The sequence below is a fragment of the Asaia sp. SF2.1 genome, assembly GCF_000505765.1.
Lineage (GTDB): Bacteria > Pseudomonadota > Alphaproteobacteria > Acetobacterales > Acetobacteraceae > Asaia > Asaia bogorensis.
Window position 1 is genome coordinate 5,439 of record NZ_AYXS01000008.1, and the last position, 22,891, is coordinate 28,329.

19 protein-coding genes and 1 pseudogene are annotated in these 22,891 nt (G+C 59.9%); 6 read left to right on the top strand and 14 right to left on the bottom strand.

The genetic code is table 11. The annotated features are described in order from the left end of the window. The 7 genes and pseudogenes from P792_RS25260 to P792_RS25290 all read right to left on the bottom strand — a co-directional run. Positions 1-587 (bottom strand): annotated as a pseudogene (locus P792_RS25260) (hypothetical protein); the annotation flags it as partial. Continuing rightward, complete coding sequence (locus P792_RS25265) at positions 584-1,468, bottom strand: class I SAM-dependent methyltransferase (RefSeq protein ID WP_031240308.1); 885 nt, start codon at positions 1,466-1,468, stop codon at positions 584-586. The pseudogene P792_RS25260 and the gene P792_RS25265, both read right to left, overlap by 4 nt. A gap of 200 nt (positions 1,469-1,668) precedes the next feature. Continuing rightward, on the bottom strand, positions 1,669-2,388 hold the full coding sequence (locus P792_RS25270) for a glycine betaine ABC transporter substrate-binding protein (RefSeq protein WP_023978094.1): 720 nt from the start codon (positions 2,386-2,388) through the stop codon (positions 1,669-1,671). Positions 2,389-2,581: 193 nt separating this feature from the next. Continuing rightward, positions 2,582-4,483: a sensor histidine kinase gene (locus P792_RS25275; RefSeq protein WP_023978095.1), complete on the bottom strand. Its 1,902-nt coding sequence runs from the start codon at positions 4,481-4,483 to the stop codon at positions 2,582-2,584. Between the two features lie 176 nt (positions 4,484-4,659). Continuing rightward, positions 4,660-6,759 carry a M13 family metallopeptidase gene (locus tag P792_RS25280; RefSeq protein ID WP_023978096.1) on the bottom strand — a complete coding sequence of 700 codons (2,100 nt, stop codon included), beginning with the start codon at positions 6,757-6,759 and terminating at the stop codon, positions 4,660-4,662. An 83-nt stretch (positions 6,760-6,842) separates the two neighbouring features. Then, the gene (locus tag P792_RS25285) at positions 6,843-7,478 is read right to left on the bottom strand and encodes a Dabb family protein (RefSeq protein WP_023978097.1); all 636 of its coding nucleotides are present in this window, start codon (positions 7,476-7,478) and stop codon (positions 6,843-6,845) included. Between the two features lie 98 nt (positions 7,479-7,576). Continuing rightward, the gene (locus P792_RS25290) at positions 7,577-8,401 is read right to left on the bottom strand and encodes an acyl-ACP desaturase (protein ID WP_023978098.1); all 825 of its coding nucleotides are present in this window, start codon (positions 8,399-8,401) and stop codon (positions 7,577-7,579) included. A 127-nt stretch (positions 8,402-8,528) separates the two neighbouring features. Here P792_RS25290 and bioB point away from each other — a divergent pair, with 127 nt between their 5' ends. Next, complete coding sequence (gene bioB, locus P792_RS25295; protein ID WP_081866837.1) at positions 8,529-9,566, top strand: biotin synthase BioB; 1,038 nt, start codon at positions 8,529-8,531, stop codon at positions 9,564-9,566. A gap of 416 nt (positions 9,567-9,982) precedes the next feature. Here the strand turns inward: bioB and P792_RS25300 are convergent, their stop codons facing one another. Then, entirely contained in the window at positions 9,983-12,211 is a 2,229-nt protein-coding gene (locus tag P792_RS25300) for a TonB-dependent siderophore receptor (RefSeq protein WP_023978100.1), read from the bottom strand. 278 nt (positions 12,212-12,489) lie between these two features. Between P792_RS25300 and P792_RS25305 the strand changes: the two genes are divergently transcribed. From P792_RS25305 to P792_RS25315, 3 genes are read left to right on the top strand one after another with little or no spacing between them, the layout of a single operon-like run. Continuing rightward, positions 12,490-12,684: a hypothetical protein gene (locus tag P792_RS25305; RefSeq protein WP_152530166.1), complete on the top strand. Its 195-nt coding sequence runs from the start codon at positions 12,490-12,492 to the stop codon at positions 12,682-12,684. Then, positions 12,684-14,234, top strand: coding sequence for a PepSY domain-containing protein (locus P792_RS25310; RefSeq protein WP_023978102.1), 1,551 nt, complete (start codon positions 12,684-12,686; stop codon positions 14,232-14,234). Before P792_RS25305 ends, P792_RS25310 begins: the two co-directional genes overlap by 1 nt. Then, positions 14,231-14,536, top strand: coding sequence for a hypothetical protein (locus tag P792_RS25315; protein WP_023978103.1), 306 nt, complete (start codon positions 14,231-14,233; stop codon positions 14,534-14,536). Before P792_RS25310 ends, P792_RS25315 begins: the two co-directional genes overlap by 4 nt. A gap of 36 nt (positions 14,537-14,572) precedes the next feature. Here the strand turns inward: P792_RS25315 and P792_RS25320 are convergent, their stop codons facing one another. The 5 genes from P792_RS25320 to P792_RS25340 are packed head-to-tail and all read right to left on the bottom strand — an operon-like array spanning position 14,573 to position 20,139. Further along, the gene (locus P792_RS25320) at positions 14,573-15,370 is read right to left on the bottom strand and encodes a hypothetical protein (protein ID WP_023978104.1); all 798 of its coding nucleotides are present in this window, start codon (positions 15,368-15,370) and stop codon (positions 14,573-14,575) included. Continuing rightward, positions 15,367-16,332, bottom strand: a complete 966-nt coding sequence (locus P792_RS25325) for an MlaD family protein (protein WP_023978105.1) — start codon at positions 16,330-16,332, stop codon at positions 15,367-15,369. Before P792_RS25325 ends, P792_RS25320 begins: the two co-directional genes overlap by 4 nt. After that, positions 16,332-17,033: an ABC transporter ATP-binding protein gene (locus P792_RS25330; protein ID WP_023978106.1), complete on the bottom strand. Its 702-nt coding sequence runs from the start codon at positions 17,031-17,033 to the stop codon at positions 16,332-16,334. Before P792_RS25330 ends, P792_RS25325 begins: the two co-directional genes overlap by 1 nt. Continuing rightward, the gene (locus P792_RS25335) at positions 17,030-17,836 is read right to left on the bottom strand and encodes an ABC transporter permease (RefSeq protein WP_035439481.1); all 807 of its coding nucleotides are present in this window, start codon (positions 17,834-17,836) and stop codon (positions 17,030-17,032) included. Before P792_RS25335 ends, P792_RS25330 begins: the two co-directional genes overlap by 4 nt. After that, positions 17,833-20,139, bottom strand: a complete 2,307-nt coding sequence (locus P792_RS25340; protein ID WP_023978108.1) for a cache domain-containing protein — start codon at positions 20,137-20,139, stop codon at positions 17,833-17,835. The genes P792_RS25335 and P792_RS25340 overlap by 4 nt, the downstream gene beginning before the upstream one ends. A 151-nt stretch (positions 20,140-20,290) precedes the next feature. Between P792_RS25340 and P792_RS25345 the strand changes: the two genes are divergently transcribed. Together P792_RS25345 and hisI are read left to right on the top strand one after the other, a co-directional pair. Next, a complete protein-coding gene (locus P792_RS25345) occupies positions 20,291-21,094 on the top strand; it encodes a folate-binding protein YgfZ (RefSeq protein WP_051395827.1) in 804 nt (267 codons plus the stop codon). Continuing rightward, complete coding sequence (hisI, locus tag P792_RS25350) at positions 21,091-21,513, top strand: phosphoribosyl-AMP cyclohydrolase (protein ID WP_023978110.1); 423 nt, start codon at positions 21,091-21,093, stop codon at positions 21,511-21,513. The genes P792_RS25345 and hisI overlap by 4 nt, the downstream gene beginning before the upstream one ends. 164 nt (positions 21,514-21,677) lie before the next feature. On the opposite strand, the gene lpxB is transcribed toward hisI, so the two are convergent. Then, complete coding sequence (lpxB, locus tag P792_RS25355) at positions 21,678-22,880, bottom strand: lipid-A-disaccharide synthase (protein WP_235075422.1); 1,203 nt, start codon at positions 22,878-22,880, stop codon at positions 21,678-21,680. Between the last annotated feature and the right edge of the window lie 11 nt (positions 22,881-22,891).

Consider the following 22,891-nt stretch of genomic DNA (forward strand, 5'->3'; position numbering starts at 1 on the left):
TGCTGCCTGTCCGCAGGCGCCACCGTGAATAAGAAGCCGACATTCAGACGCTCACCGGGCTTGAGTCGTGCGTAGATTGCCGGATCGGCCTCCCAGAGTGCTACCTCATGAGGCACGACGATTTCGTCATCCGTGCCAAGCGGCGGGCCGGGGAACAGGTGAATGACCCGCTCTCCCAGCTTCATCATCATACCCGTTGTCCGTGCGGCTCGGTCTCCGGGCTGGAGCACAGCCTGCAGATGGAGCGTCAGCCCTGCACGATCCGCCTCAGGGAAGGAGTTGAACCGACGGAAAATGCGTTCCAGGCGCCGGTATCGTTGTGACAGGGGCACCATGCCTTGCGCCGTGACCCTGATCGTCTCGACCGATTGCCCAATCGCCTCACGCCCTTCGCCGGGCGTCAGGGGCGTCATATCCGATGCTGGCAGAGCGCCACCATCAGTAGCCCTCTGCCCGAGACAGGCATCTGGCGTCAAAAGACACAAGGCCGCTGCAATGACAGGCAACAAGGCCGCCCGACCGGCTGTGCCGGCAACGGCCCGACGCAGCATGACGCAAGACACAGACGACAAGGAATTAACGTTCATGGCGCTCTGTTTTTCTGCAACACAATAAACACCTGCGGCACCCGCGCCGGATCGTCAAGAAACTCGATGATGCGGAACAGATGTCCCCATTTCTGGATGATGTAGGCGCGCGGGATGATCGCCTCACCATAATGGGCCGCCGGATGAGGACGCCTGACTGGCGATGCATGAAGAAACCGGCCAGCGTCGTAACGCGCGTGAGCCCGTGCCTCATCCGTGAAGCTGTCGGCGCAGGCCTCATGCCAGCCATGCTCCAACCTGATGCCAGATGCCCGCTTGAGGCGCTGCTCCGCGCAGAAATCGATAAACCGGCGGCTTTGCGTGGTGATGATCGCAAGGCCACCTGGCGCAAGAAGGCGATGGAACTCGGCAATCCACTGCCCGGCCAGATACTCATCGAGGTGTGAAAAGACCGAGAAAGAAACGATCAGATCAAAATAGCCGTCGATAAACGGGACAGGCGGGGCCATGCCGCAGCTCATGAAATTGAGCGCCGGATTACAGCGGCGCGCCTCCATCAGGAACCGCGTTGTCGAGTCAATTCCATAAAGATTTTCCGGGCGTATATCCTTCATGAACAGGCGCAGGATACGCCCCCAGCCGCACCCGAAATCCAGCACCTTCATTCCGGCTGACAGGGGCCGGTCAGTGAAATGACCAAAAGCCTTGATCTCACGAAAGAACATATAGGCCTCATGCAACGAGACCTCTCCCGAATGACCATGAATTTCCCGCTGCAAGGCTTCTGCAGGAAAAGCCGGCATACGGACATGGTCGATCTCCGGCATATGGATCGACGCAACGAGTAATTTCAGCCAGTCCTCATCGCTGCACAACCTGAATCGCTCATGGAGTTCAGCTGCATCTGGATAAGAGGACATAGTTTACTGCGCCTGTATTGTTCGCAGACAGTCCTATAATAGATGAATGCCTAAGGGCAAATCGCTCAGTTTATTACTCAAACAGAAACAATACACCCAATATTCAGGTTCTGATCGTCTTGGGTTATCACGCCTTCACGGGGCAGGTCACCCTCCCCCATGACAAGAACTGACAATCGGCGCGCGGCGCCGAACTGTCTCTAGCGTGCGACGAGACGACCGCGTTGCCAGGCCTCGGCAGCTTCTTCCGGGTCCATGCCATCGATCTGAATGGCGTAATCGAGCGCACTCATGACCTTGTTGCCCAATGTCATTTCAGACAACTCGTCGAGCATGTCCTGATCGGCACAGGCCGCCACGGCCTCACGCACCAGCAAAGACGCCTCCATTTCCTCGGACAGGCGCGGATCCTGCACAGGCTGAAATGCCTCATGATTGAACAGCGCATGGGGCTGAGCCAGGAAAACCAGAACCCGACGTCCCTCCTCATGCGCCGTGTGTACGAAAGCGTGGAGCCCTGCATCATCGCAAATCTCTACCGACACGCCGTCGAGGCCGGGCGTCTGGGCCAACAGCGCGTTCATGCGTTCGGCGTCCGAGCGGCCCGCCACCACAAGGTCAACATCCTGAGCGTTGAGAGCCGCGATCGGGGAAAGGCCGTTGAAGCTCGCCCAGCAGTAATACGGGCGATAGAGCGTTCCCAGAACGCGCATCCCGTGTTGCAGCAGCGCAGCGTCGCGCGGCAACCAAGCCGAAACCAGAAGATCGATCGCCCCTTCCTCTAGCATGGACGGAAGTTCGCGCTCGTCGGCGTCCACGAAATCAACCTCCACCTCATGCGCATCGAGCACGCGAGCAACCGCGCTGGCGCAACCAGCATGGAGCGCGGTACCCAGATAGCCGAGGGAGATCGTGGTCATGAGAAGTCCTTTTGGCCGCACGTTACGACCGGGAAGAGGTTGAGGCATCAGGCCTGTGTTCGATCACTTCATACCATGAATGGCAAGAGCCGGGCGCTCCTTTGCTGAAATGATTGGCGTGATCGGTCAGGCCGTATTGGGAACTGGCATGTGCACCGCTCCAGCAGAACATGCCCCCCCCTGCGACGATGAATCAGTTCTCCTGCGCCTGACGCAGCGGCACTGAGAATTCGGCATCACAGCCCGTTGGCAGATAGCGCAAGGTCGCACGTCCCTGATGACCAAAACCGGCCTGCAACAAGCGTGACCCGAAACCTGAGGTTGAAGGAGGCGTGACAGAGGGCCCCCCTTCTTCCTGCCAATGCAGGGTCAGGGTGTCACGACCCGACTCATGCGTGATGTGCCACGCAAGACTGACTTTTCCACCCTCGACGCTGAGCGCGCCGTATTTGGCGGCATTCGTCCCGAGTTCGTGCAGCATGAGACCAAGTGTAGTGGCCGTATTGGGGCCGATCGATACCGTATCGCCAGCAAGGTGAAAGCGGTCGATCGGGGCGATGCGTGAGAGCACTTCCCGGGCCAACAAGGCAAGATCGCCACGCTGCCACGATTGCCGCATGAGCAGATCATGCGCAGAACCGAGGGCAACCAGCCTTTTCTCGAAAGCCTTCACCGCTGACCTGTTTTCGACACCACGCAAACTCTGGTTAGCGAGCGCCTGAACCAGAGCGAGCGTGTTCTTGAGTCGATGCGCCAGTTCCTGATGCAGGGTAAGCTGATGGGCTCTGGCCTCAAGCGACGCCGCAGCTGCCTGCGCACGGTCAGACACAGCGCGCATGAAAGCAAGCTCCTGATCCGACCAGTCACGCGCTGTGCAGCTTTGCACGAACAGGCAATGCGTCATTCTGCCCTGTGCCATGATCGGCATGAGCAACTGAGCCCGGACCTGATCGCTCTCGCCGCAATGCGGCATGATGCAGGGTATCCAGACATTCTCGCGAGCATCGCGCACCGCCAGCAACAAACCCTGGTCGAGCACGCCAAGGGCTGCCGGAAAGGCATCCCGGCGGTAGCGACCGCTGGCGCTCGGCACAGAGGCGGTGTGCCAGTCCTGCGGCACACTGAAAAATCCTCCCTCGCCCGGCTCCACGACGGCACATCCGGCGCGATCGGTACCCAGAGCATCACCCAGCGCACTCGCCGCGGCAAGATAGGCGTCGTCCGGCGTGTCCACCTTTCGCAGGGCATCGCCCAGCATGACCATCGCAGCCAGTCGGTTGGTCGCGATACGATCGCGCGTGATATCCTCGATCGTGCCAATCAGACGCCAGGGTTTACCGCGAGCATCTGCTTCTATCTCGGCGCGTCGTCTGACCCAGCTCCGCGTGTGATCGGTCAGGTTCCTGACAGCGTAATCGGTCTCCGGCAAGACGACCTCATCACTGACCCCCTCCCCGAAATGAAGCAGATCCGTATCGGGGACGGGCATGCATTGTACGAACACCTCCAGCGGGCATTGCGTGCCAGTCGGAACGCCCGTCATACGCAACAACTCCGCCGAAAGCGTGATCATGTTGCTGCCGTGGCGTATCTCGAACGTGCCGATCCCCGGCATATCTTCGATGGAAGGAAGCCGCCCCGGCATACGAGTGACCGGGAGACGGCTGATGCCCGAGGGCTGCGCCTCACCCGTGGCACCTTCATCTACCCCTGGGGCGGGACGCCCCAGAACCTGAACAATCTGCCTGACAAGCGCATCCAGCCCCTCCCGAAAGGAGGTCGCCTCGGTGTCCAGCAGGTGACGTGTGAGGAAACACAGGACACCCTCGCCCTGCCCGTCGGGCAACAGGAACGGGAGGGCAATTTGGAACGCATAGTGCCAAGGTGCGCGCGCCAGCTCAGCCAGGGGGGACAAGACCTCCTGCGTGAAGCTGCGCTGAGGCGGATCGCGAGCGTCGAGCATCAAGGGTAGCGCCCCGTAGGTTGCCCCGATGACATGCCCGCCATTTTCGGGCAGGGCGATATAAGCCGCTGGTGCACGGGCTACGGCGGCGGCCACCGTAAGCAAATCGTGCAAATCGTGCTGGCGCCTCATGAGACGCCAGACTTCCGGATTGTGAACGGATCGGTCGTCTCTTCTGTCGGAGACTGTTCCCTCGCCGCTCGCATGACAAACATTATGCCTGCTTCACCTTTCAGGAATGGCACGCTCGCCATCGCATCGCACAGATACGGTGACAAGCCTGCCGGTTAACGATGATGATTCAATAATCACCATATTTTAACGCGATCCTCCGGCGCGAGATAGAGCTTGTCGCCCGTCTTCACGCCAAAGGCATCATACCAGGCATCAATGTTGTGCATGGGCAGATTGACGCGCGCTTCAGGCGCCGAGTGAGGATCGGTAACGGCGCGATTGCGGATCGAGTCAGGACGGAGCTTCTGGCGCCATACCTGTGCCCAACCAAGGAACACGCGCTGATCACCTGTCAGGCCATGCACCACCGGTGCGGGCTTGCCATGCAGCGACGCGTGGTAGGCGTCGAGCGCCAGGGTGAGACCGCCGAGATCGGCAATGTTCTCGCCCATCGTCAGCTTGCCGTTCAGATGTACGCCCGGAAGTACTTCAAACGCGTCATACTGCTTGCCAAAACGCTCGGCCAGCGCCTGGAAACGCTTGACGTCATCAGGGGTCCACCACTGGTGCAAACGGCCATGCTCGTCGTACTGACGCCCTTCATCGTCGAAGGAATGGGTCATTTCGTGACCGATTACCCCGCCGATAGCGCCATAATTGACCGCGGCATCCCCCTTGGGATCAAAGAAGGGCGGCTGCAGAATGGCTGCCGGAAAGACGATCTCGACCTGGTTCGGATCGTTATAGGCATTCACCGTCTGCGGCGTCATGAACCACTCGTTGCGGTCCACCTTCTTGTCGAGATGGCCAAGGTTGTATTGCCACTCGAAGGCCACCGCACGTGCGCCGTTACCATACAGGTCGCCCGGCTTGACCGTCAGACCGTCATAGTTGCGCCACGTGTTCGGATAACCGACCTGGATTTCGAAATTCTGCAGCTTGCGCCCTGCCGCTTCACGCGTCGCAGGGGCCATCCAGGCATTATGTGCCAGACGGTTTGCAAAGGCGTTTTTCACGTCATGAGTGAGTTCGGTGATACGTGCCTTGGCAGCCGGCGGGAAGTACCGGTCGACATAGACCTTGCCGATCGCCCAGCCCATGGCATCTTCCGTGTGCTCCACGGCCTGCTTCCAACGAGCCGGAAGCTGCGGCGACCCTTCGAGTTCGTGATCATAGAAATCGAACGATGACTGCACGAAGTCGTGGCTCAGATAAGGCGAGGCATTGACCGCCAGATGGAAAGCAAGCCAGGCCCGCAATGTGCCATAATCAGCCCCGGCAAGGGTTTTGGCCATACCGGCCAGCGCAGTCGGCTCGCCAATGATGATGCGGCGCGCACCAAGCTTGTCCGCCGGTATACCGGCACCCGTCAGGAAGGCTGTCCAGTCGACACCCGGCGCTTTCTTTGCCAGTTCATCGACAGTCATCGGGTTATACACCTTGACCGGATCACGCAGTTCGGTACGCGACCATTCCGACTGCGCGAGCGTGGTTTCGAGCGCGACGATCTTCGCGGCCGTCTGCTCGGCATCCGGCCATGAAATCATGCCAAGGGTTTTGGCAATATAGGCCTGATAGGCCTTCTTCTTCGCGGCAAAATCCGGCTTCAGGTAATAATCCCGGTCCGGCAGACCAAGATGCCCCTGATGCAATGACAATGCATATTGCTCGGGATTATTGTCATCAGCGTTGATCATCAGACCGAACGGTGAATACTGGAAGTTGGAAGCTGCCTGACCAAACAGTCGGGCCAGGCTCGACGGATCCTTCACAGCCTGGATGGTGGCGAGATCAGCCTTGAGCGGCTCCGCCCCCAGCTTGTCTGCCTTGGCCGTGTCAAGGAAGGTCGCGTAAAACGCCCCAAGCTTTTCCTCGGTCGTCTTCGGCTCGGCAGCGGGGTGCCTGCCTGCATCGGTCAGGATCGATTGCACACGCTCATGCGCTGTCTCGGCCAGGATGACAAACGGACCAAAGGACGAGCGATCGGCCGGTATCACGACATTCTTCAGGTAGGTGCCGTTGGCATACTGAAAGAAATTGTCCCCGGGGCGAACGGCCTTGTCCATGCCGGACATGTTGAAACCCCAGCTCGGGTCATAGGGCTTCACCGACGCGTCGGCCTTTGCAGGAGCGGCACCGGCCGCATGTGCCGCAGGGAGGACCTGATGAGTCAGGGCGATGACACTGACAGCTCCGAGCCAGAGCGAGGTGGTACGTTTGAATTTTCCGGTCACAAGCCATCACTTTCAGCAGGTTCAACACCATCCCGCCCATTTCTGGCGCGGGACACATCATGCAACGTTATGACAGATTTTGTTTAACGGCGAGTCCGTGTGTTTGCCTTGCGCGAAGTTGGTTCCAGGGTCGCAGAAGCCAGCACGTTGAAGTCGAAAACCACCACCTTTTCGAGTGACGGGCCTGCAAATTCCTTGAATGCCTCATGCGCAGGATCAAACCACGCCGGATCCATCACGACAGGCTTGCCAACATAGTAATTGCGATCGCCTTCTGAAGCGAAAGTCACAATGAAGGCCTGCTGCAAACCTGCATCCACGCCTTCCCCGCTGTTTTGCACACCCATCTCGATCGACCGCACGGGGTGAGACCCGTCGGGACGGCGTGAATCCTGCACAAGCCTCAGGAAACGCGAGGTGATTTCAGCGCGCATGGCATTGGTGGTGCCCGGCTTGTAGCGGAACATCACGACGTGCCGCAAAAGCCCCGGCCGCCAGCTGGACGCCGTGAACTGGGGGAGACCCACCTGCGCTGCGAGCTGACGGGCGGCAATCGTGCCATCATCAGCAACCGGGGGCAGACTTACCGGACCTGACGACGCGATCGGCAGGGAATAGGGATCAGCCATTGCCGATGTCACACAGAAGCTGGCGGCCACGGGGAGGAGCGCAGTGAGTGCTGCCCCCATAAGGCGAAGGCGTGTGAAAGTGAGCGACAAGGGTAGCCCTCCAATTGAGTCGGTTCCGTTCGTCTGACATTAGACCACGAAACCCGCTCGAGAGGGCTTAATTCTCGGTAGGAGAGAAAACGCTTTCGTTACGAGGCTGCGATAGCCTTGCGGAAGCGCTTCGCCTTGAACTGGATCAGCTGATACATCGCCCTGGCAATCAGCACCTGCACTTTCGAGTGCGGCGTGAAGCCGATGGTCTTGAAGATCATGCTGGTCACACGATTGATGTGCTTGGGCTGATAATAGCCCATCGCCCGCGCCATGTACGCCGCGATACATTTCTTGTGATCATAGGGCGTGTTGGCAGGCATGTTGGTGGTGTAATAGGCGGTCGCGAGCTCGTCATCCTCGCTTTCCGTCACACGCCCCAGCGCAATCTTTGTCCGCTGCCACACGCTGAGCTTCTCGCGCTTGAGATAACGGTGCATGTGGTCATAGAACAGCTTGAAATGACGGTATTCGTCAGCCGCAATCTGCTTGCAGATGGCCTTGAGCACCGGCTCATCCGTTGCATCTGCCATAGCAGTATAGAATGACGAGGTGCCGGTTTCGACCATGCAGCGCGCAATAAGCTCGCCCGTGCGCGACCCGCGGATCGACGCGTCGACATCCTGCTCGATATGATAGGTCGCCCGGTAACGCTCAAACGCCTTCATATAGTCCCAGCTCGGATCGGCCAGCATAGCCCATTTGCCCAGCGCATCCCCATGCTGGACTTCCTCGACCGCCCAGTTGTCGGCGGCCTGCCGGAAATCAGGGTCACCGACAAAGACATTACCGAGGTACACGGCGTAATCGAGCCCGTTCCGCTCGACCACCGCCGCAGCCTTGATGACCGGAATCAGATCCGGGTCCACGCGGGATGCATCAAAGGCATCCCAGTCCATCTGATCGATGCGCCAATGTTTCATGACGCCTAGATGACATGTCCCGGCCATTTTGGGTAGAGTTCTCGCGCAGGCGCGTGACAAGCGCCCCCTTGCTGTGGCATCGCTGCCTGAGCTTTTCCTTTTCAAATGTTTTGGAGCCATGCCCCGCATGTCCCTCGATACCCTGACACGCGACCCGGTCCTCCCTCGTGAAATACGCGCCCACGGGCACGACATCCAGGCCGGCTGGAAACCCGAGATCAGGCATGACTGGACTCGCGATGAAGTTGCGGCACTGATCGACCTGCCCTTCCCCGAACTGATCTTCCGCGCCCAGATGGCCCATCGTGCCTATTTCGATCCCACCCGCGTGCAGATCTCGACGCTCCTCTCCATCAAGACAGGCGGCTGCCCCGAGGATTGCGCCTATTGTCCCCAGAGCGCCCTGCACGAAAAGAGCGTGAAGGCCGAGCGCCTCATGGCCGTCGAAAAAGTGCTGACCGAAGCGCGGGCCGCCAAGGCTGCCGGTGCCGGACGTTTCTGCATGGGGGCAGCCTGGCGCTCCCCCAAGGAGCGTGACCTCGACACCGTGTGCGCCATGATCGAAGGCGTGAAGTCACTCGGGCTCGAAACCTGCGTGACGCTCGGCATGCTCGATGGCAAGCAGTCGCGCCGCCTTAAAGAGGCCGGCCTCGACTACTACAACCACAACCTCGACACCTCGCCTGAATATTACGACAAGATCATCACCACACGCACCTATCAGGACCGCCTCGACACACTCTCGAACGTGCGCGATGCCGGCATCAATGTCTGCTGCGGCGGTATCGTCGGCATGGGTGAGGATGAGAGCGACCGCGCAGGCCTGATCGCAACCCTCGCCTCCCTGCCCCAACACCCTGAAAGCGTGCCGATCAATCTGCTCGTACGCGTCGAGGGCACACCACTCGCTGAAGCCGAGGCTGTTGATCCCATCACCTTCGCCCGCGTCGTGGCCGCTGCGCGCATCACCATGCCTGCCAGCCATGTACGCCTTGCCGCAGGCCGCGAACTGATGAGCGACGAAGCGCATGCCCTGGTTTTCCTCGCCGGCGCCAACTCGATCTTCTGCGGCGACAAGCTGCTGACTACCCCCAACCCCGCCGAGCATCGCGACCGCAAGCTTCTGGCGAGCCTCGGCATGAAACCGATGACCGAAGGGCACTGAACCGGTCTGGTTCGGTACGGCTTGGAGGGGCCGGTTCCTGCAAAGGGATCGGCCTTTTCTGTATGCGACGGCGCAGGGGCTCTGCCCCGCACCCCGGGAAGGGGCGTGGGCCCCTTTCATCCCTGATGTTTATCCGGGACTTTGGCGAGAGCTGGCCTGTGATAAATGATATGAGCGCGATGGCCTGCGGCGCTGCTCAGTGAGCGGCAGATCAGGGGCTTGTGTCTGCTGAAGATTTCAAATCGCCGAGCAGGTACCGTCTGGGTGAGTCGCGCATCTCCGCTTAGAGCACACACCCGATCTGACTGACAACGAGGCTCCATAAAAAAAGCCAGCCCGAAGGCTGGCTCTGGAACAATCGTCATTCGGCCATCCCGGATGGCCGGGGGCGAGGCTCAGCTTGCCCCGTGACCCGCTCAGAAATCGGCGGTGACAGAGAACTTGAACGTACGCGGCAGGCCCTGAAGCAGATAACCACCGAATGCGCTTTCCCAATAACGCGTATTGGCAAGGTTATCGACACCCAGACGGGTCGTGATGGCCTTGTGCTCCACAACAAAGCTGTAGCGTGCGCCCACATCGAAACGCGTCCAGTTTGGCACACGCATCTTGTTGAGATTATCGGCATATTGATGGCCGGTCTGGATCACACGCCCCGTAAGCGTCGCGCCACGAATGAACGGCAAATCATATTCAAGATTACCGTTGATCGTGTAACCCGGCACGCCGATCACACGGTTGCCATTGTACAGCCCGCCCGACGTGCGACGCTGATCCGCGTCGATGATCGAGGTACCACCGTTGAAGCGCAGACCCTTGAAGAGTTCACCATTGACGGTGAACTCGATACCACGATTACGCTGCAACCCATCGACCGAGAAAATGCTGGTGCTCGTGCCGGGAATAGCAACGCTGTAGGCGTTGGGCTTGTCGATCTGGAAAATCGAAACCGCCGTCGAGAAACGGCCGATATCGTATTTCGCCCCAAGCTCGTACTGGACCGTCTGGTAAGGTGGGAAAATCTGCCCCAGATTGACAACTTGGCCGCTGGCCTGAGGGCCGGGTGCCAGTCCCTCGATGCGATTGAAATAGATCGACGTCTGGCGTGTAGGATGCACAACAAGCCCCACAACGGGCGTGAATGCTCCCTGATCGTAAGAGGTTGTGCCGTTGCCGTAATTATAGGCGACTGTCTTGATCGACTGATAGCGAAAGCCTGCCGTCAGCGCGACGCGGTCATGAAATGCCGAGACGGTATCAGAGAAGAAAAGGCTCCACAGACGCGTGGTGTTGTTCTTCTGCGGATTTTCGATATTTCCGCCAATATACGTTTCGGGCTGCGACGCATTATAAAGCGTCGGATTATAGATGTTCGTGGCCTGCCTCGTCAGAGCGAGAGCGTAGGCGGAAGCATTTTCCTCCCACAGGCCAGACCCACCGGCATTGATTTCGTGCTTGATGCCACCCGTGTTGAAGTGCGAGCGCAGCCCGGCCTGTGTGCTTTCATTGGTCTGCACATAGGGCACATACATGGCCCCGTTATAACCCGCCCCGGTCTGGCTGTTGGTGACATAGGTGCTACCGTAATTGCCCTTCTCGTTGCCCCCCAGACCGCCGAACTGCGCATAAGCCGTCAGATATTTGCTGAAATCATGCTCCACCTTCAGCTTGCCATAGATGTAGTTCAGCTCCGTGTAGGTCCAGGGCTGACCGTAATTCGATCCTGCGCCCGGCACTTTCGGTACTGAGGTCGCGCCGCTCAGGAACACGCCACCGCGCCCGCCATTCACGCCCTGGTTCTCATAGGCCATGTCCACGGTAACACGCGTGCGTTCTGCCCGGTCATGCCAGTCGAAACCGCCACCTACTGCAACCTGATGGCGCTTCTCCCGGTCGATGGCCGCAACACCGCTACGACCTGCAACGTTGATCCGCACCCCGAACTGCTTGTCCTGGCCAAAGCGTCGACCCACATCGACAGCGCCTCCGCCCATCGAGGAGCTGGTGTAGTCGCCCGTAACACGCGTCAGGGGGGTATCGCCGGCATGCTTGAATTCGAGATTGATATTGCCGCCCTGTGCCGTACCACCCGGTGCGGCACCGTTGAGGAACGCCGAGGCGCCGTTGAGCACCTGCACCTGTTCGTAAAGCTGGGGCGAGACGAGCTGGCGCGGCGTGATGCCGTAAAGCCCGTCAATCGCCACGTCATCGCCATAGACGGGGAAGCCGCGGATCACGAACTGTTCGGAGAAATTGCCGTAACCGAGCGTTGTACGCACGGTCGGGTCATTCATCAGCACCTCGCCCAGCGTCTGGGACTGCTGGTTGAGAATCAGCGCCGAAGTGTAGCTGCGCACGTTGAAGGGCACATCCAGCCCCTTCTTGTTGCCCAGCGCACCCAGATTACCGCCTGACTTCACTTCCATACGGTTCTGACGCTGCGCCTTGACCTCGATCTGCTCATCGCTGGTCAGAGCCTGGCGACGCGCCTTGTTAACCTCTCTCGCGCTTTTCTGACTGTCTTTCACCGCCCCCGATTGCGATTGTGCCTGCGCGGGTGTCTGATCCTGTGCGAAAGCTTGGCACGGCAGGGTTGCAGACAGCATGAGCAGGGCAGAAAGTGCCAGACGTCGTGGACGCGGCATTCCGGGGTTCAGGGCGGACAAGGTGAGCAGGCTCAAGAGGCTAATCTCATTGACAAGGGATAAATGACGCGGCCAAATAGACGCGAATAAGAAACGCTCGCAACTAAACTTTGTCCTGACCTGCGATAATCGCGTCGCGAAGCTAGGCGCTGTTGCACAGGAAGCACATGCGAAAGAGTCTCAGTTACAAACAGGGCTGGAAACACATTCGTTCATGGGTCCGGCGCCTCGTCCTTGGTATGATCGTAGGGTACGCTGCTAGCCTGGGCGTTATGGCCATGTTCAGGCATTATGGGGGCGAACCGCTCATGATCGTCGGCTTCCTGACCGTCTTCGCGCTCCTTCCTGTCACGGTGCTGGTGGCATTCAGCCTGCCCCCGCGGCGGGTGACAACGCTTCCTGCACGTCAGATGCCTCTCACGACGTGGCTGCTGCCCCTCGTCACTCTTGTTTCACAGTTCGGAACGCACTGATGCGCGATACTCTACGCATCAGAATGGGCTGGCTTCATGAATGGGTCGGCTTCATCGGCGGCGTCATTCTGGTGGTGATCTTCACGGGCGGAAGCCTTGCCCTGTTCGACACCGAGCTGACGCGCTGGATGCAGCCTGAATTATCCCATTATGTCGCTCAGCCAATGAGTGATGAGGCGCTCAATCAGGTTGGAACCATTGCTGCAGAGTTGCGCGACGAGGGTCAGAATGCCTTCATCACGCTGCCCACCCCACGCGATCCGATCATACGGATCCAGCATTATGATGGTCATGCCTTTATCGGGTCTGCATACCGTCCTCAGGATGCGTTTCCGGTGGCGACGCGTCAGACGGGAGGCGGTCAGCTTTTCTTCGATCTGCACCATTCGCTGTATTACGGCCCCTTCTGGGGCAATATGCTGACCGAAATCGCCGCTATCGGCCTGCTGGTGGCGGTGGGCTCGGGTATCGTAATCCATTTCAGGTCGATTTTCAGCGATCTTCTGCTTTTCAGACCTTTTGCCTCGAAAAACCGCGCCTTCATGGACGCCCATATCCTTGCAGGCCTGCTTTTCCTGCCCTTTATGGTCATGATGGCCTATACGGGCGCCGTCATCCATGCCCCCCGTCTTTTCCCCATGTTCAGCACGGGCCATCATGGCCGCCCGCAGGCTGGCGCTGGGTCGCATGGCCGCGCCAGGGCAGAAGGGCTATCGCATCGCACAGCCGAACGGCCTGCACCCGAAGGGCCCCACCCTGCCTCAACCATGCCCCTCTCGCCAGACGCAAACGAAGCTGAGACGGTCACCGCGCCGCTAGCCCCCATGTTCCATAGGGCGGAGGACGTGTTTGGCAGTGGTTCAATAGGGCTTGTCCTGTTCGATCACGGTAAGGTCTCGATGACAAAGGCGGATTCAGCTTCCTTCGCCCTGACACGAGATCATCTGGAATTCTCCGAGAAAGACGGCACGTTGCTCAAGACGGTCCGGGCACCGGATACGCTTCATCGCCTCGGCGGCATATTGCGTGGGCTGCATTTCATACGCTGGGCGCCACTGCCCCTGCGGTGGCTTTATTTCATCAGCGGTGTAATCGGTAGCGCCATGATGTCGGGGGGGCTCGTGATTTTCCTGATGAAGCACCGGCCCAAAAAGGCGAGGACCTTCGGCTTTCGTCTGGCAGAGTCTCTGACCATTGCTGTGACGACAGGGCTTCCCCTGGCCGCTCTGGCGTATCTCTGGGCCAATCGCCTTCTCTGGGCCGATCTCCCCGACCGTAGTCATCTGGAAATCCGCACCTTCTTCGTCGTCTGGGCGCTTGCCCTGCTTCACGGGGTTTTCCGCAGTTTCACCAATAGGGCACGGTACGGCTGGAACGAGCAGTTCTTCCTGTTCGCGGCGTTCTCGGCGGCACTGCTGCCGCTCGATCTGCTGACCCGCAACACCGCCAATTTCCTGACCTGCCTCGATGTCTACAAGGCTGTCGATCTGACAGTGCTGGGTTTCGGACTGATCGCTTTCCTCATCCATCGCAGGCTCGTCACCCCATGATCTTATCCTCTGCGATCCTGCTCTGGATTGTCGCCCTCGCCGCACATGGGTTCCTGCAACCCAAGATGTGCCGTATCCTGGCCCTGCCAGCCCTGCCCCGCGTCATGCTCCATCCCTGCAGGCTATTCCTGCCCCTGCTGGCCCTTTATCTATGCTGCAAGGGTGGAACCCTCTATGGCGTGATGATGTGGTTTGGCACAGCCTCGGTCGCCGGGGTGCTGGCCTGTCTGATCCTCACGGCCATTTCCCTGCGCCAGACGGATGGCAAGGGCCTGACGAACCAGCCCGCCGCAATACTGTGATGCCGTCTCTTCCCTACTGAGACAGTCGCGATGTGCTCAGCTCTTGTCACTGACCTGAGCACGGCTTTCGGCAGCACGCTGGTGGTATGCTGCTGCCTGCCCGCTCCTGCCGGCAGCCTGAGCTGCACGCGCTGCACCATCGAGCGCTCGGGCCATGCCGCGATAATCCTGCATGTCGCGACGCAGATCGATCGCCTTGATCGCCTCAGACTCAGCCTGGTCATAATGCCCCTGACGCAGTGCGAGACGTGACGTCAGCTCGGCTCTGTCCGCCTGTTCCAGCCTCGGCGGTCTGGGTGACACTGGCAGGACATTCAGCGAGGTCGCCAGAAGGCCCGTATCCCCCACTCCGTCAGCAGCAATACCCATCAGGAATGCGCGTCTCTCCATAAGTGCCGGGTCGTCAGTGCTGATCCTGTGCGCCAGATCGATTGCCTGAGCATTTTGTCCAAGCCGGCAATAGGCCGCTACGGCAACGAGATCGAGCGCCGGGCTGGGGGCGTCGCCGCGCAGCGTCATGTCGCCATGAACCCGGCCCACGGTATCGAGCGTTGCTTTCGCATCGCCCATCGCAAGGTTTGCAACAGCCAGATTATAACCGGCATCACGTATGGCGAGGACATCATCGCGAAGCAGGGCTCTGCTATACGCATTCTCGAATTGTGTTTTAGCCTGATCTGCATGGGTCAGGCCGAATGAGTCGCGCCCGACCTCCATAGCATTCAGATAATCCTGATCGGGACGTGCCGCATCCTTGCTGCCAACACCGCCGCAGCCCGTCAGGGCCGTTACCCCCATCAATGTCCGGAGGAACAGGAAACGCGACCTCTTCATGGCTTGATATCTCCGGCGGGGAGCCTGCGCGCGGGGGCCTTGCCTGAGCTGCCGCCCAGGATCCAGAGACCACGCAGCTGGTCGGTCAGCCGCTTGAGGCTGATGGTCGTGGCCTGTGCCTGTGTCAGCAGTGCCGGAAGCTGGGCACTTGCGTCATTCAGATGCGCCATCGTGTCCTTGAGCTGCGGCGTGGCTTTCTTCACGTCATTGCTGCTTGAACGCAGGTTATCCATCGTGCCCTGTGTCTGCTTCAGAACGCCTGATATCTGAGCCTCGATCGGCTTGAGTTGCGCTATGGAGGCCTGAAGTGTTCTGATCACCTCATCCGCATGTTTAAGCAGCGTGTCATCCATCATCAGCCCACCGACTGTACCTTTACCGTTGCGGATGGATGTCGTCACGGCAGCGAGGTCAGCCATGATCTTGTCGGCATTGTGCAGGCTCGGCATCATGCCCGCACGAATATCGCTGATGGTCTTGGTAATCATATCAGCCGGGTTGGGTTCGACCGTGGCTTCAAGCTCGGCAAACTCCCAGTCCATCGCCGGGCCTTTGCTGCGCTCAAGCTCGATATAGCTTGCTCCGGCCACGACAAAGCGATGACGGATGATGGCGCGGCTGTCCTTGCGGATATAGGGCTCGAATTGCGGGTCGATATCCGCAATGGCGTACATATTACCATGCGGGTTGATCTTCACCGCGCGGATCGAGCCGATACGGATCCCCATAAGCTCGATGTCATTTCCCACAGCCAGGCCCGCGATACCGCTCTCAGGCAGGTTGAAATGCAGCTTGCCTGAGGGCGTCAGCCAATCTCGCAGGACACCGGCCTCAATGATTGCGAATATGAACAGGCCGAACGTCGCGACGACCAGCATACCGACCCATTCATCGGCATAGCGGATGCGCAACAAAGGACGGGTGCGGCTGTCAGTGTTGGCGTTTGAACGGACACGAAACATCAGACCACCTGCTTCATTGGTAACAGACCCTCATCCAGCAACCTGTATCGCTGCGTTCCCTCAGCATGATAGCCACGCCACAGATCCGGTTCGCGGGAAAACCAGATCACGCCACAGCCTCGCTCACGTGCCGCTGTCAGCTCGGCAAGGAAGGCAGTCATCATATCAGCAGTCTCCAGCTCCACCGGATCTTCCAGCAAGAGCAGCTTTGGCTCTCCCAGAAAGGCTCTCACACAGGCCGCCTTGGCCCGATCAGCCACGCTCAGCCGTCCCGGGGTCAATGTCGGCAGACCCGGCAGGCCAAATCGTCTGGAAAGCGCAATTGCCTCATCGATCAGTTCCTCGGTCGGCGTACGCGTATGATGCAGCTGTTGCAGAAGAATATTGAGATCGGTGCCAAACAGGTCGATCCAGGCTCCCTGCTGCATCACACGGCCGATACGCCCTCGCAGTGCCCAGGCCCGGGGCTCGGCCAGCGCTTCCCAATCAAGCCCCTGGCACAGCACCTGTCCCGAGACGAGCGGCGCCATGCCCGCGCAAAGATCCGCAAAACGCGTGGTGCGTTCGGAATCACGACAGGCAATCAGCATGCAGTCGCCCGGCATCAGGCGCAACGAATAGGGAATAGAAGTCAGACCGCTTTCTTCGAAAACCGGGCAGGCTTCGCGCAATTCCAGTACGGCGGAAAGGTCGTCGGTCATGCGACTGTCACCCCGAGCACGACATTGACGACCATGATCACGAGAATACCGCGAGCAAAACCACGCGGCAGAAGGGTCGCAATCGTATCCGAGCGCGTGGCATCGAGGCCGGTCAGCTGCGTGGCAAGGCTCAGCAGAAATCCGCTGATCGTGAGCTTGAGGGGGATCCCGAGATAATCGATCGGCTTCATCGCCCCGACGATATCGTAGAGGAACGTCCAGAGCGGCATGGTGATGACGGAATGAACGCGGCAGACGCCGTATCCTACCGACAGCGAGATGATGCTGAACACCATACCCAGCGTGAAGGAGCTCAGCATCATCGCCAGCGCACGTGGCATGACCAGTGTCATGAACGGATCGATCCCCTGAGCCTGAAGCGCTCGCAATTCACCGCCCAGCGTCAGCTGTCCAAGCTGCGTCAGGCTCAGCATGGCGCTCCGGCCCAGCAGGATGATGCCCACGAGAACCGGGGCGATTTCACGCACGAGCACGGTAGCCAGCAGAGAGTCCGTGCTATCGGCCATGCCGGCAATGCCCAGCCAGTAGATCGCCTGCGCCACAATGCCGAACCCCGTCAGCGCCGCCGTGAAAAGCGTACTGAACAGCCCACCGCCCGCGGCCTGCCGCAGCGTGTTCTTGAACTCATGCAGTACCGTACGGCGCCACGAAGTCGGGCGCAGCGCCTCACGTACCACGCCCCAGCTCGCCCCGACGAGCATGAGCGAGAACCGCATCTGTCGCCTTGTCAGCGCACCCAGACGGCGCAGCAGGCGCCTATAGAGGGGAATTTCGTCACTCAACGCTTAGCTGCCAGAACATAGGTGTTGGTGATGCCAAGGCCCGGCAGGTAGAACATGCCGCGTGGCCGGAACAGATAGTAGTCGCGCAGCAACGCATGGGCGGCCTCCGACACCTGGATTGTCCCTGAGTCAGGTGCACTGATGGCCAGCAGCTCCGATGTCTGAGGTGCCTCGCCCCAGATATTGAACACGCCCGGATCCTGACCCAGCGTCGCCCCGAAGGCCTGCCCGACATCGAGACCAATACGGAAGCTCGGGGTAAGTTCGGCGTCGGACAGTGTCACAAGCGCCAGTTCACGCAACGCCAGCAGTGCATCGGCAACACGCCGTGCCGCATCGGGATCAGGGTCCTGTGAACACCCGCCAATCAGCACGAGCCTGCCACCCAGAACCTGAGCCGAAAACAGCCCGGCATGCTGGATGACGTCCTGAAACCGCTCCACCAGCGTCTGGACGATCGGGATCAGATCGACAGTTGCTTCCGACTTCGAGTCCTGGAACAGGACTGTCGCCACCGGGACCATTGCATATTGCCCCGCCTTGAGACCGCCAGCGCTGCTCTCGCCGGGTGCGGCAATGAAGCCTTCATTCAGTCGCGTGGTGATGGCACCATAATCCTCGCGTTGCGTCTGCTCCGGCTTTCCGGCTGACGCCTCATCGGCCCTCATGCTTGCAAAACGGACGGCCGCAATCTCGGCAACAATCGCAATGATGTGCGAGACTGCATGGGGACGGGCAGCGTCTTCCAGCACCACCATGCCGATAACCGTACCTCTGGCCAGAATGGGCTGGATATAGACCGATTTCGAGCCGATCTGGCTCATGACCATGCGCTGGAAGGTGCGCAGCCCCTCCTGTGCCGAGGCGTGATCGCTCTCGATCACCTCACCCGACATCAACATGGCAAAAAAGTTCTTGAGATCGCTATGGGCCAGTTCCATGCCCGCACTATGGGCATCAGTCGTCCGGTCATAGGAGTCTTCACACAAAAGGCGCTCCTCCTCACCAACCGAACGCCAGAGGCTCACACGCCTTGCCCGGGCCAGTTCGGCCAGGCGTTGTGTCAGAAGCGGGGCGTCGTGTCCGGGGTCGAGGAGATGAGGCGTCCCCGCCATGGCATTGAGCGCGTTGCTCTCGGCCTTGACCTGGGCGCGTTCATACCGGATCTGGCGACGCAGACTTTCGGTCCGGCGGTTCTGACGCACCAGAAACCCTGCCAGCAGCCCGGCCAGCACGACAATCACCATCGAGAAAAGGAAGCCCTGCCGCCCTGCCGCGGCAGCGAAGGCCGCAAAATCGTCCTCTGGCGCGTTCAGCAGCAACACCCATCCTGGCCTGATCTTGTGCAGCGAGGCCATGATGGCGACGTATTGCGTGTCATGTGCCTTGATGAGGTGCACGCCCGCCCCGTAAATGTGGAACAGCGAGAGCGCGCGTGTGAAAACCGGCTGCGTAGCGGGGTTGAGCTGCATCTTGTCGAACTGCCAGTTCGCCTTTCGCGCCACATCCAGCAGATGACTGCCTGCAATCAGACGCCCCTCCTTGTCCACCACGACCGCCTGCCCGCTTTTGCCAATCTTGATGGCTGCGAGGAAATCCGTCAGGCGGTTGAGCGAGATATTGATGGCAAAGACGGCCTGATGCCCATCGGATGTATGCAGGACGCTGGCCGCAGTGACGATCAACTGCTCTGTGGCAACGGTGGGATAGGGGTCGGACCAGTTCAGGTCCGGGTGCTCGAAGGCACCCTTGTACCAGGGGCGCTGACGCGGATCATAATTCTTGCCCGGCGTGTCACTCGTGCGGACAAGCACATTGTTCCTGTCATAATACCAGTGCCGGAAAACATTCTTGTCCCGCAGCAGATGCACCCATTCCATGCCATCGGCGATATCCTTTGGCGCACGATCGATAAACCAGAACGAGCCACGATCATCGGCAAGATAGAAGCTCTCCACCTGCTCGACATTGCGCAGCATGGATGCGCCATAATTCAGAAAGACCTGGGGTGGCTCATCCGTCACCGGATCGGTCAGCAGGTCACGCGCCACCGTTGCAGTCGCCGGAGCGGGGGCCAGATAGTCTGAAACCTGCTGCGTCAGGTTTTTCTGTTCCTCGCGCAACAGATCGCGGGTGAGCGCAATCACCCCGTCGCGCGTCTTGTGATAGGAATGAAGCGTGACAACAACAATGACCACAATGACAAGAACAACGCCAAAGATCGGGCCGACAAGTTCAATCAGGCGGCGTCTTCTCGTTTCGGCTTCGGGATCTGCCGGGTCAATGATCTCGGAAACTGGCAAAAGTCACGCCTCCCAGGATATCCCCTCCTGAGGGGAATGACTTGCGTTGATGAGCCAACGCACGAATAACGCATGCGTCGCTTTCACATTTTCTCTCTTGTTTCAGCGGGCTGCAACCCGCATCTCCATTCAATACTGTCCGAATTGGAGAATGAAAATGGCAAGAGCATGGCTCACGGATCGCGTTATTCTCTCCCTCAGTGGCCGGGACAGGGTGAGCTTTCTTCAGGGACTGGTGTCGAACGACGTCAATGCTGCCTCAGATGAGGCTCTGATATGGACAGGCTATCTCACGCCTCAGGGCCGCTACCTTTCGGATTTCCTTTTATGGCATGAGAACGAGCGCCTTCTGCTCGACGTACCCGCCGATCATGCCGATTTCCTGATCAGCCGGTTGATGCGGTTCCGCCTGAGGGCTGACGTGGCGCTGGAACGGACCGCTCTTTCCGTGGAAGCCCTCTGGGATGACACCCCCCACGAGGGCGCACGTCGTGACCCGAGACATCCCGATGCAGGATGGCGCCGTGTCACTGAGGGATCTGACACTGCCGATCAGGCCGATCTCACCGCCTATCATGCCCACCGCCTCTCGCTGGGCCTGCCCGATGCGCAGGATTGCGAGAGCGAGAAGACCTTGCTGATCGAGGCGAATTTCGACTGGCTGCACGGCATCTCCTTTACCAAGGGGTGCTATATGGGGCAGGAACTCACCGCCCGTACCCATTACCGTGGGCTGGTGAAAAAGCGTCTGCTGCCCGTGCAGGGTGATGGTCCCCTCCCCCCCTGCGGTACCATCCTGATGGCTGAGGGGCGCGAGATCGGTCAGATGCGCAGCAGTATCGGGCGGCGTGGCCTTGCCTTTTTGCGTCGCGAGGTCTGGACAACGCCCGTGCATCATGAGGGAGTGACCCTCACACCCATCATTCCCGACTGGTTTCAGGACGAAGCATCATGAGCTACCTCCCCCCCGATCAGCAGACGATCGACACCCTGCTCGATACGGTGCGTTTCAATGAGGACGGGCTGATTACGGCCCTCGCCCAGGCGGCAGAGGCGCCGCATGATGTTCTGATGCTGGCCTGGATGAACCGCGAGGCACTGGCCGAGACGCTCGCAACCGGTCAGGTCTGCTACTATTCACGCAGCCGCAACAGGCTGTGGCGCAAGGGCGAGAGCTCTGGGCAGCGCCAGACCCTTGTTTCGGCCCGGCTGGATTGCGATCGCGATGCGGTGCTGCTGCTCGTGAACCAGACAGGCGTGGCTTGCCACACTGGCCGTCGCAGCTGCTTCTATCATGAAGTCGTCCCTGAGGGGCTGCGGGATACGACCGCGCCGGAAGTTACGCCCGAACAGCTTTATGGCAGCGCGCACTGAGCCCCGCCTCTATTACTGCCCCTTTATCCCCGTCTGATGAAAAGGCTGGCGCTTGCCGAGGGGTTTATTGGCGGCGCGAACGGGGCCTTCCCCTCACGGAACCACAGCCCCCACCGCGGTACGCTGAGGCCGCTGAACCCACCGCAGGCGCGTCCTGAGAGGTCTCAGGGCGCGTTGAGCTCAGTTGTCGCGACACTCCCCAAAGCTGTCACCGGACGGCGTTCGTTCAGGATACGCAGAACCGCTTCTGCCGCCGCGTCTGACGGGGTACCGTTATGGCTCGACGATGCCGGAGGCCGCAGCTGCGCCATGACCGCATCGAAGGCTTCGCGCTGCGCCGCCCCCAGCGCCGGGTCGGTCAACAGGGCATAGGACGCATCCGCCAGATCCTCTGGCGTACAACGCTCCTGAAGAAGCTCGGGCACGACCTCCCGCCCTGCCAGCAGATTGACCATCGCCACATATTTCACCTTGATCAGGCGACGCGCCATGAACGCCGTGACCGGATTGACGCGATAAGCCACAGCCATCGGTACATGCGCCAGAGCCAGTTCGAGCGTTGACGTGCCCGATTTGGTCAGGGCTGCGCCTGCTGCGGCGAAAGCATCATGCTTGTCATGCAGCTCGGTCACGATGATCGGCTTGACCGGCCAGCGTGCCACGGCAGCGCGTACCGTCTGGGCAACAAGCGGCGAAAGCGGCAGGACCGGCACGATACCCGGCAGACGGTGTTTCAACAGGGCGAGCATCTTGCCGTAAACCGGCAAAAGACGCGGCACCTCGGAACGACGGCTGCCCGGCATCAGGATCAGTACAGGTGCCTCATCGGCAATGCCATGACGCAGCCGAAAGCGCTTAGCGTCCCCCTGATCGGCCCCTGACTGAAGCACCGGATGCCCGACGAAATCAACGGCCACGCCGCGCTCTCCGAACCACTCCACCTCGAACGGCAGGAGGCAAAGCAGCCGGTCCCAGAGTTCGGGAAAACTGTGGACGCGCTTCTCATGCCACGCCCAGACCTGCGGGCCGACATAATGGATCTTCGGTACGGTCACGTGTCGCAGGCGCTTGAGAAAGCGCAACGCAAAACCCGGTGAGTCGATCGTGACAATCAGATCGGGCTGACGCAGCACCACATCATTGACCGCCTCGTTCAGCCGTTGGGAAAGCTGTCGGATACGCGGAAGCACCTCCACCAGCCCCATCACCGCCAGATCCCGCATGGGGAACAGGCTGGCGAGACCCAGAGCCTCCATGCGCGGACCACCGATTCCAACGAAAATCAGATGCGGGTCGCGCGCGTGAAGCGCCTGCATGAGGTGGGCGCCCAGCATATCACCACTGGCCTCACCTGCCAGAAGCCAGATGACGCGAGGGG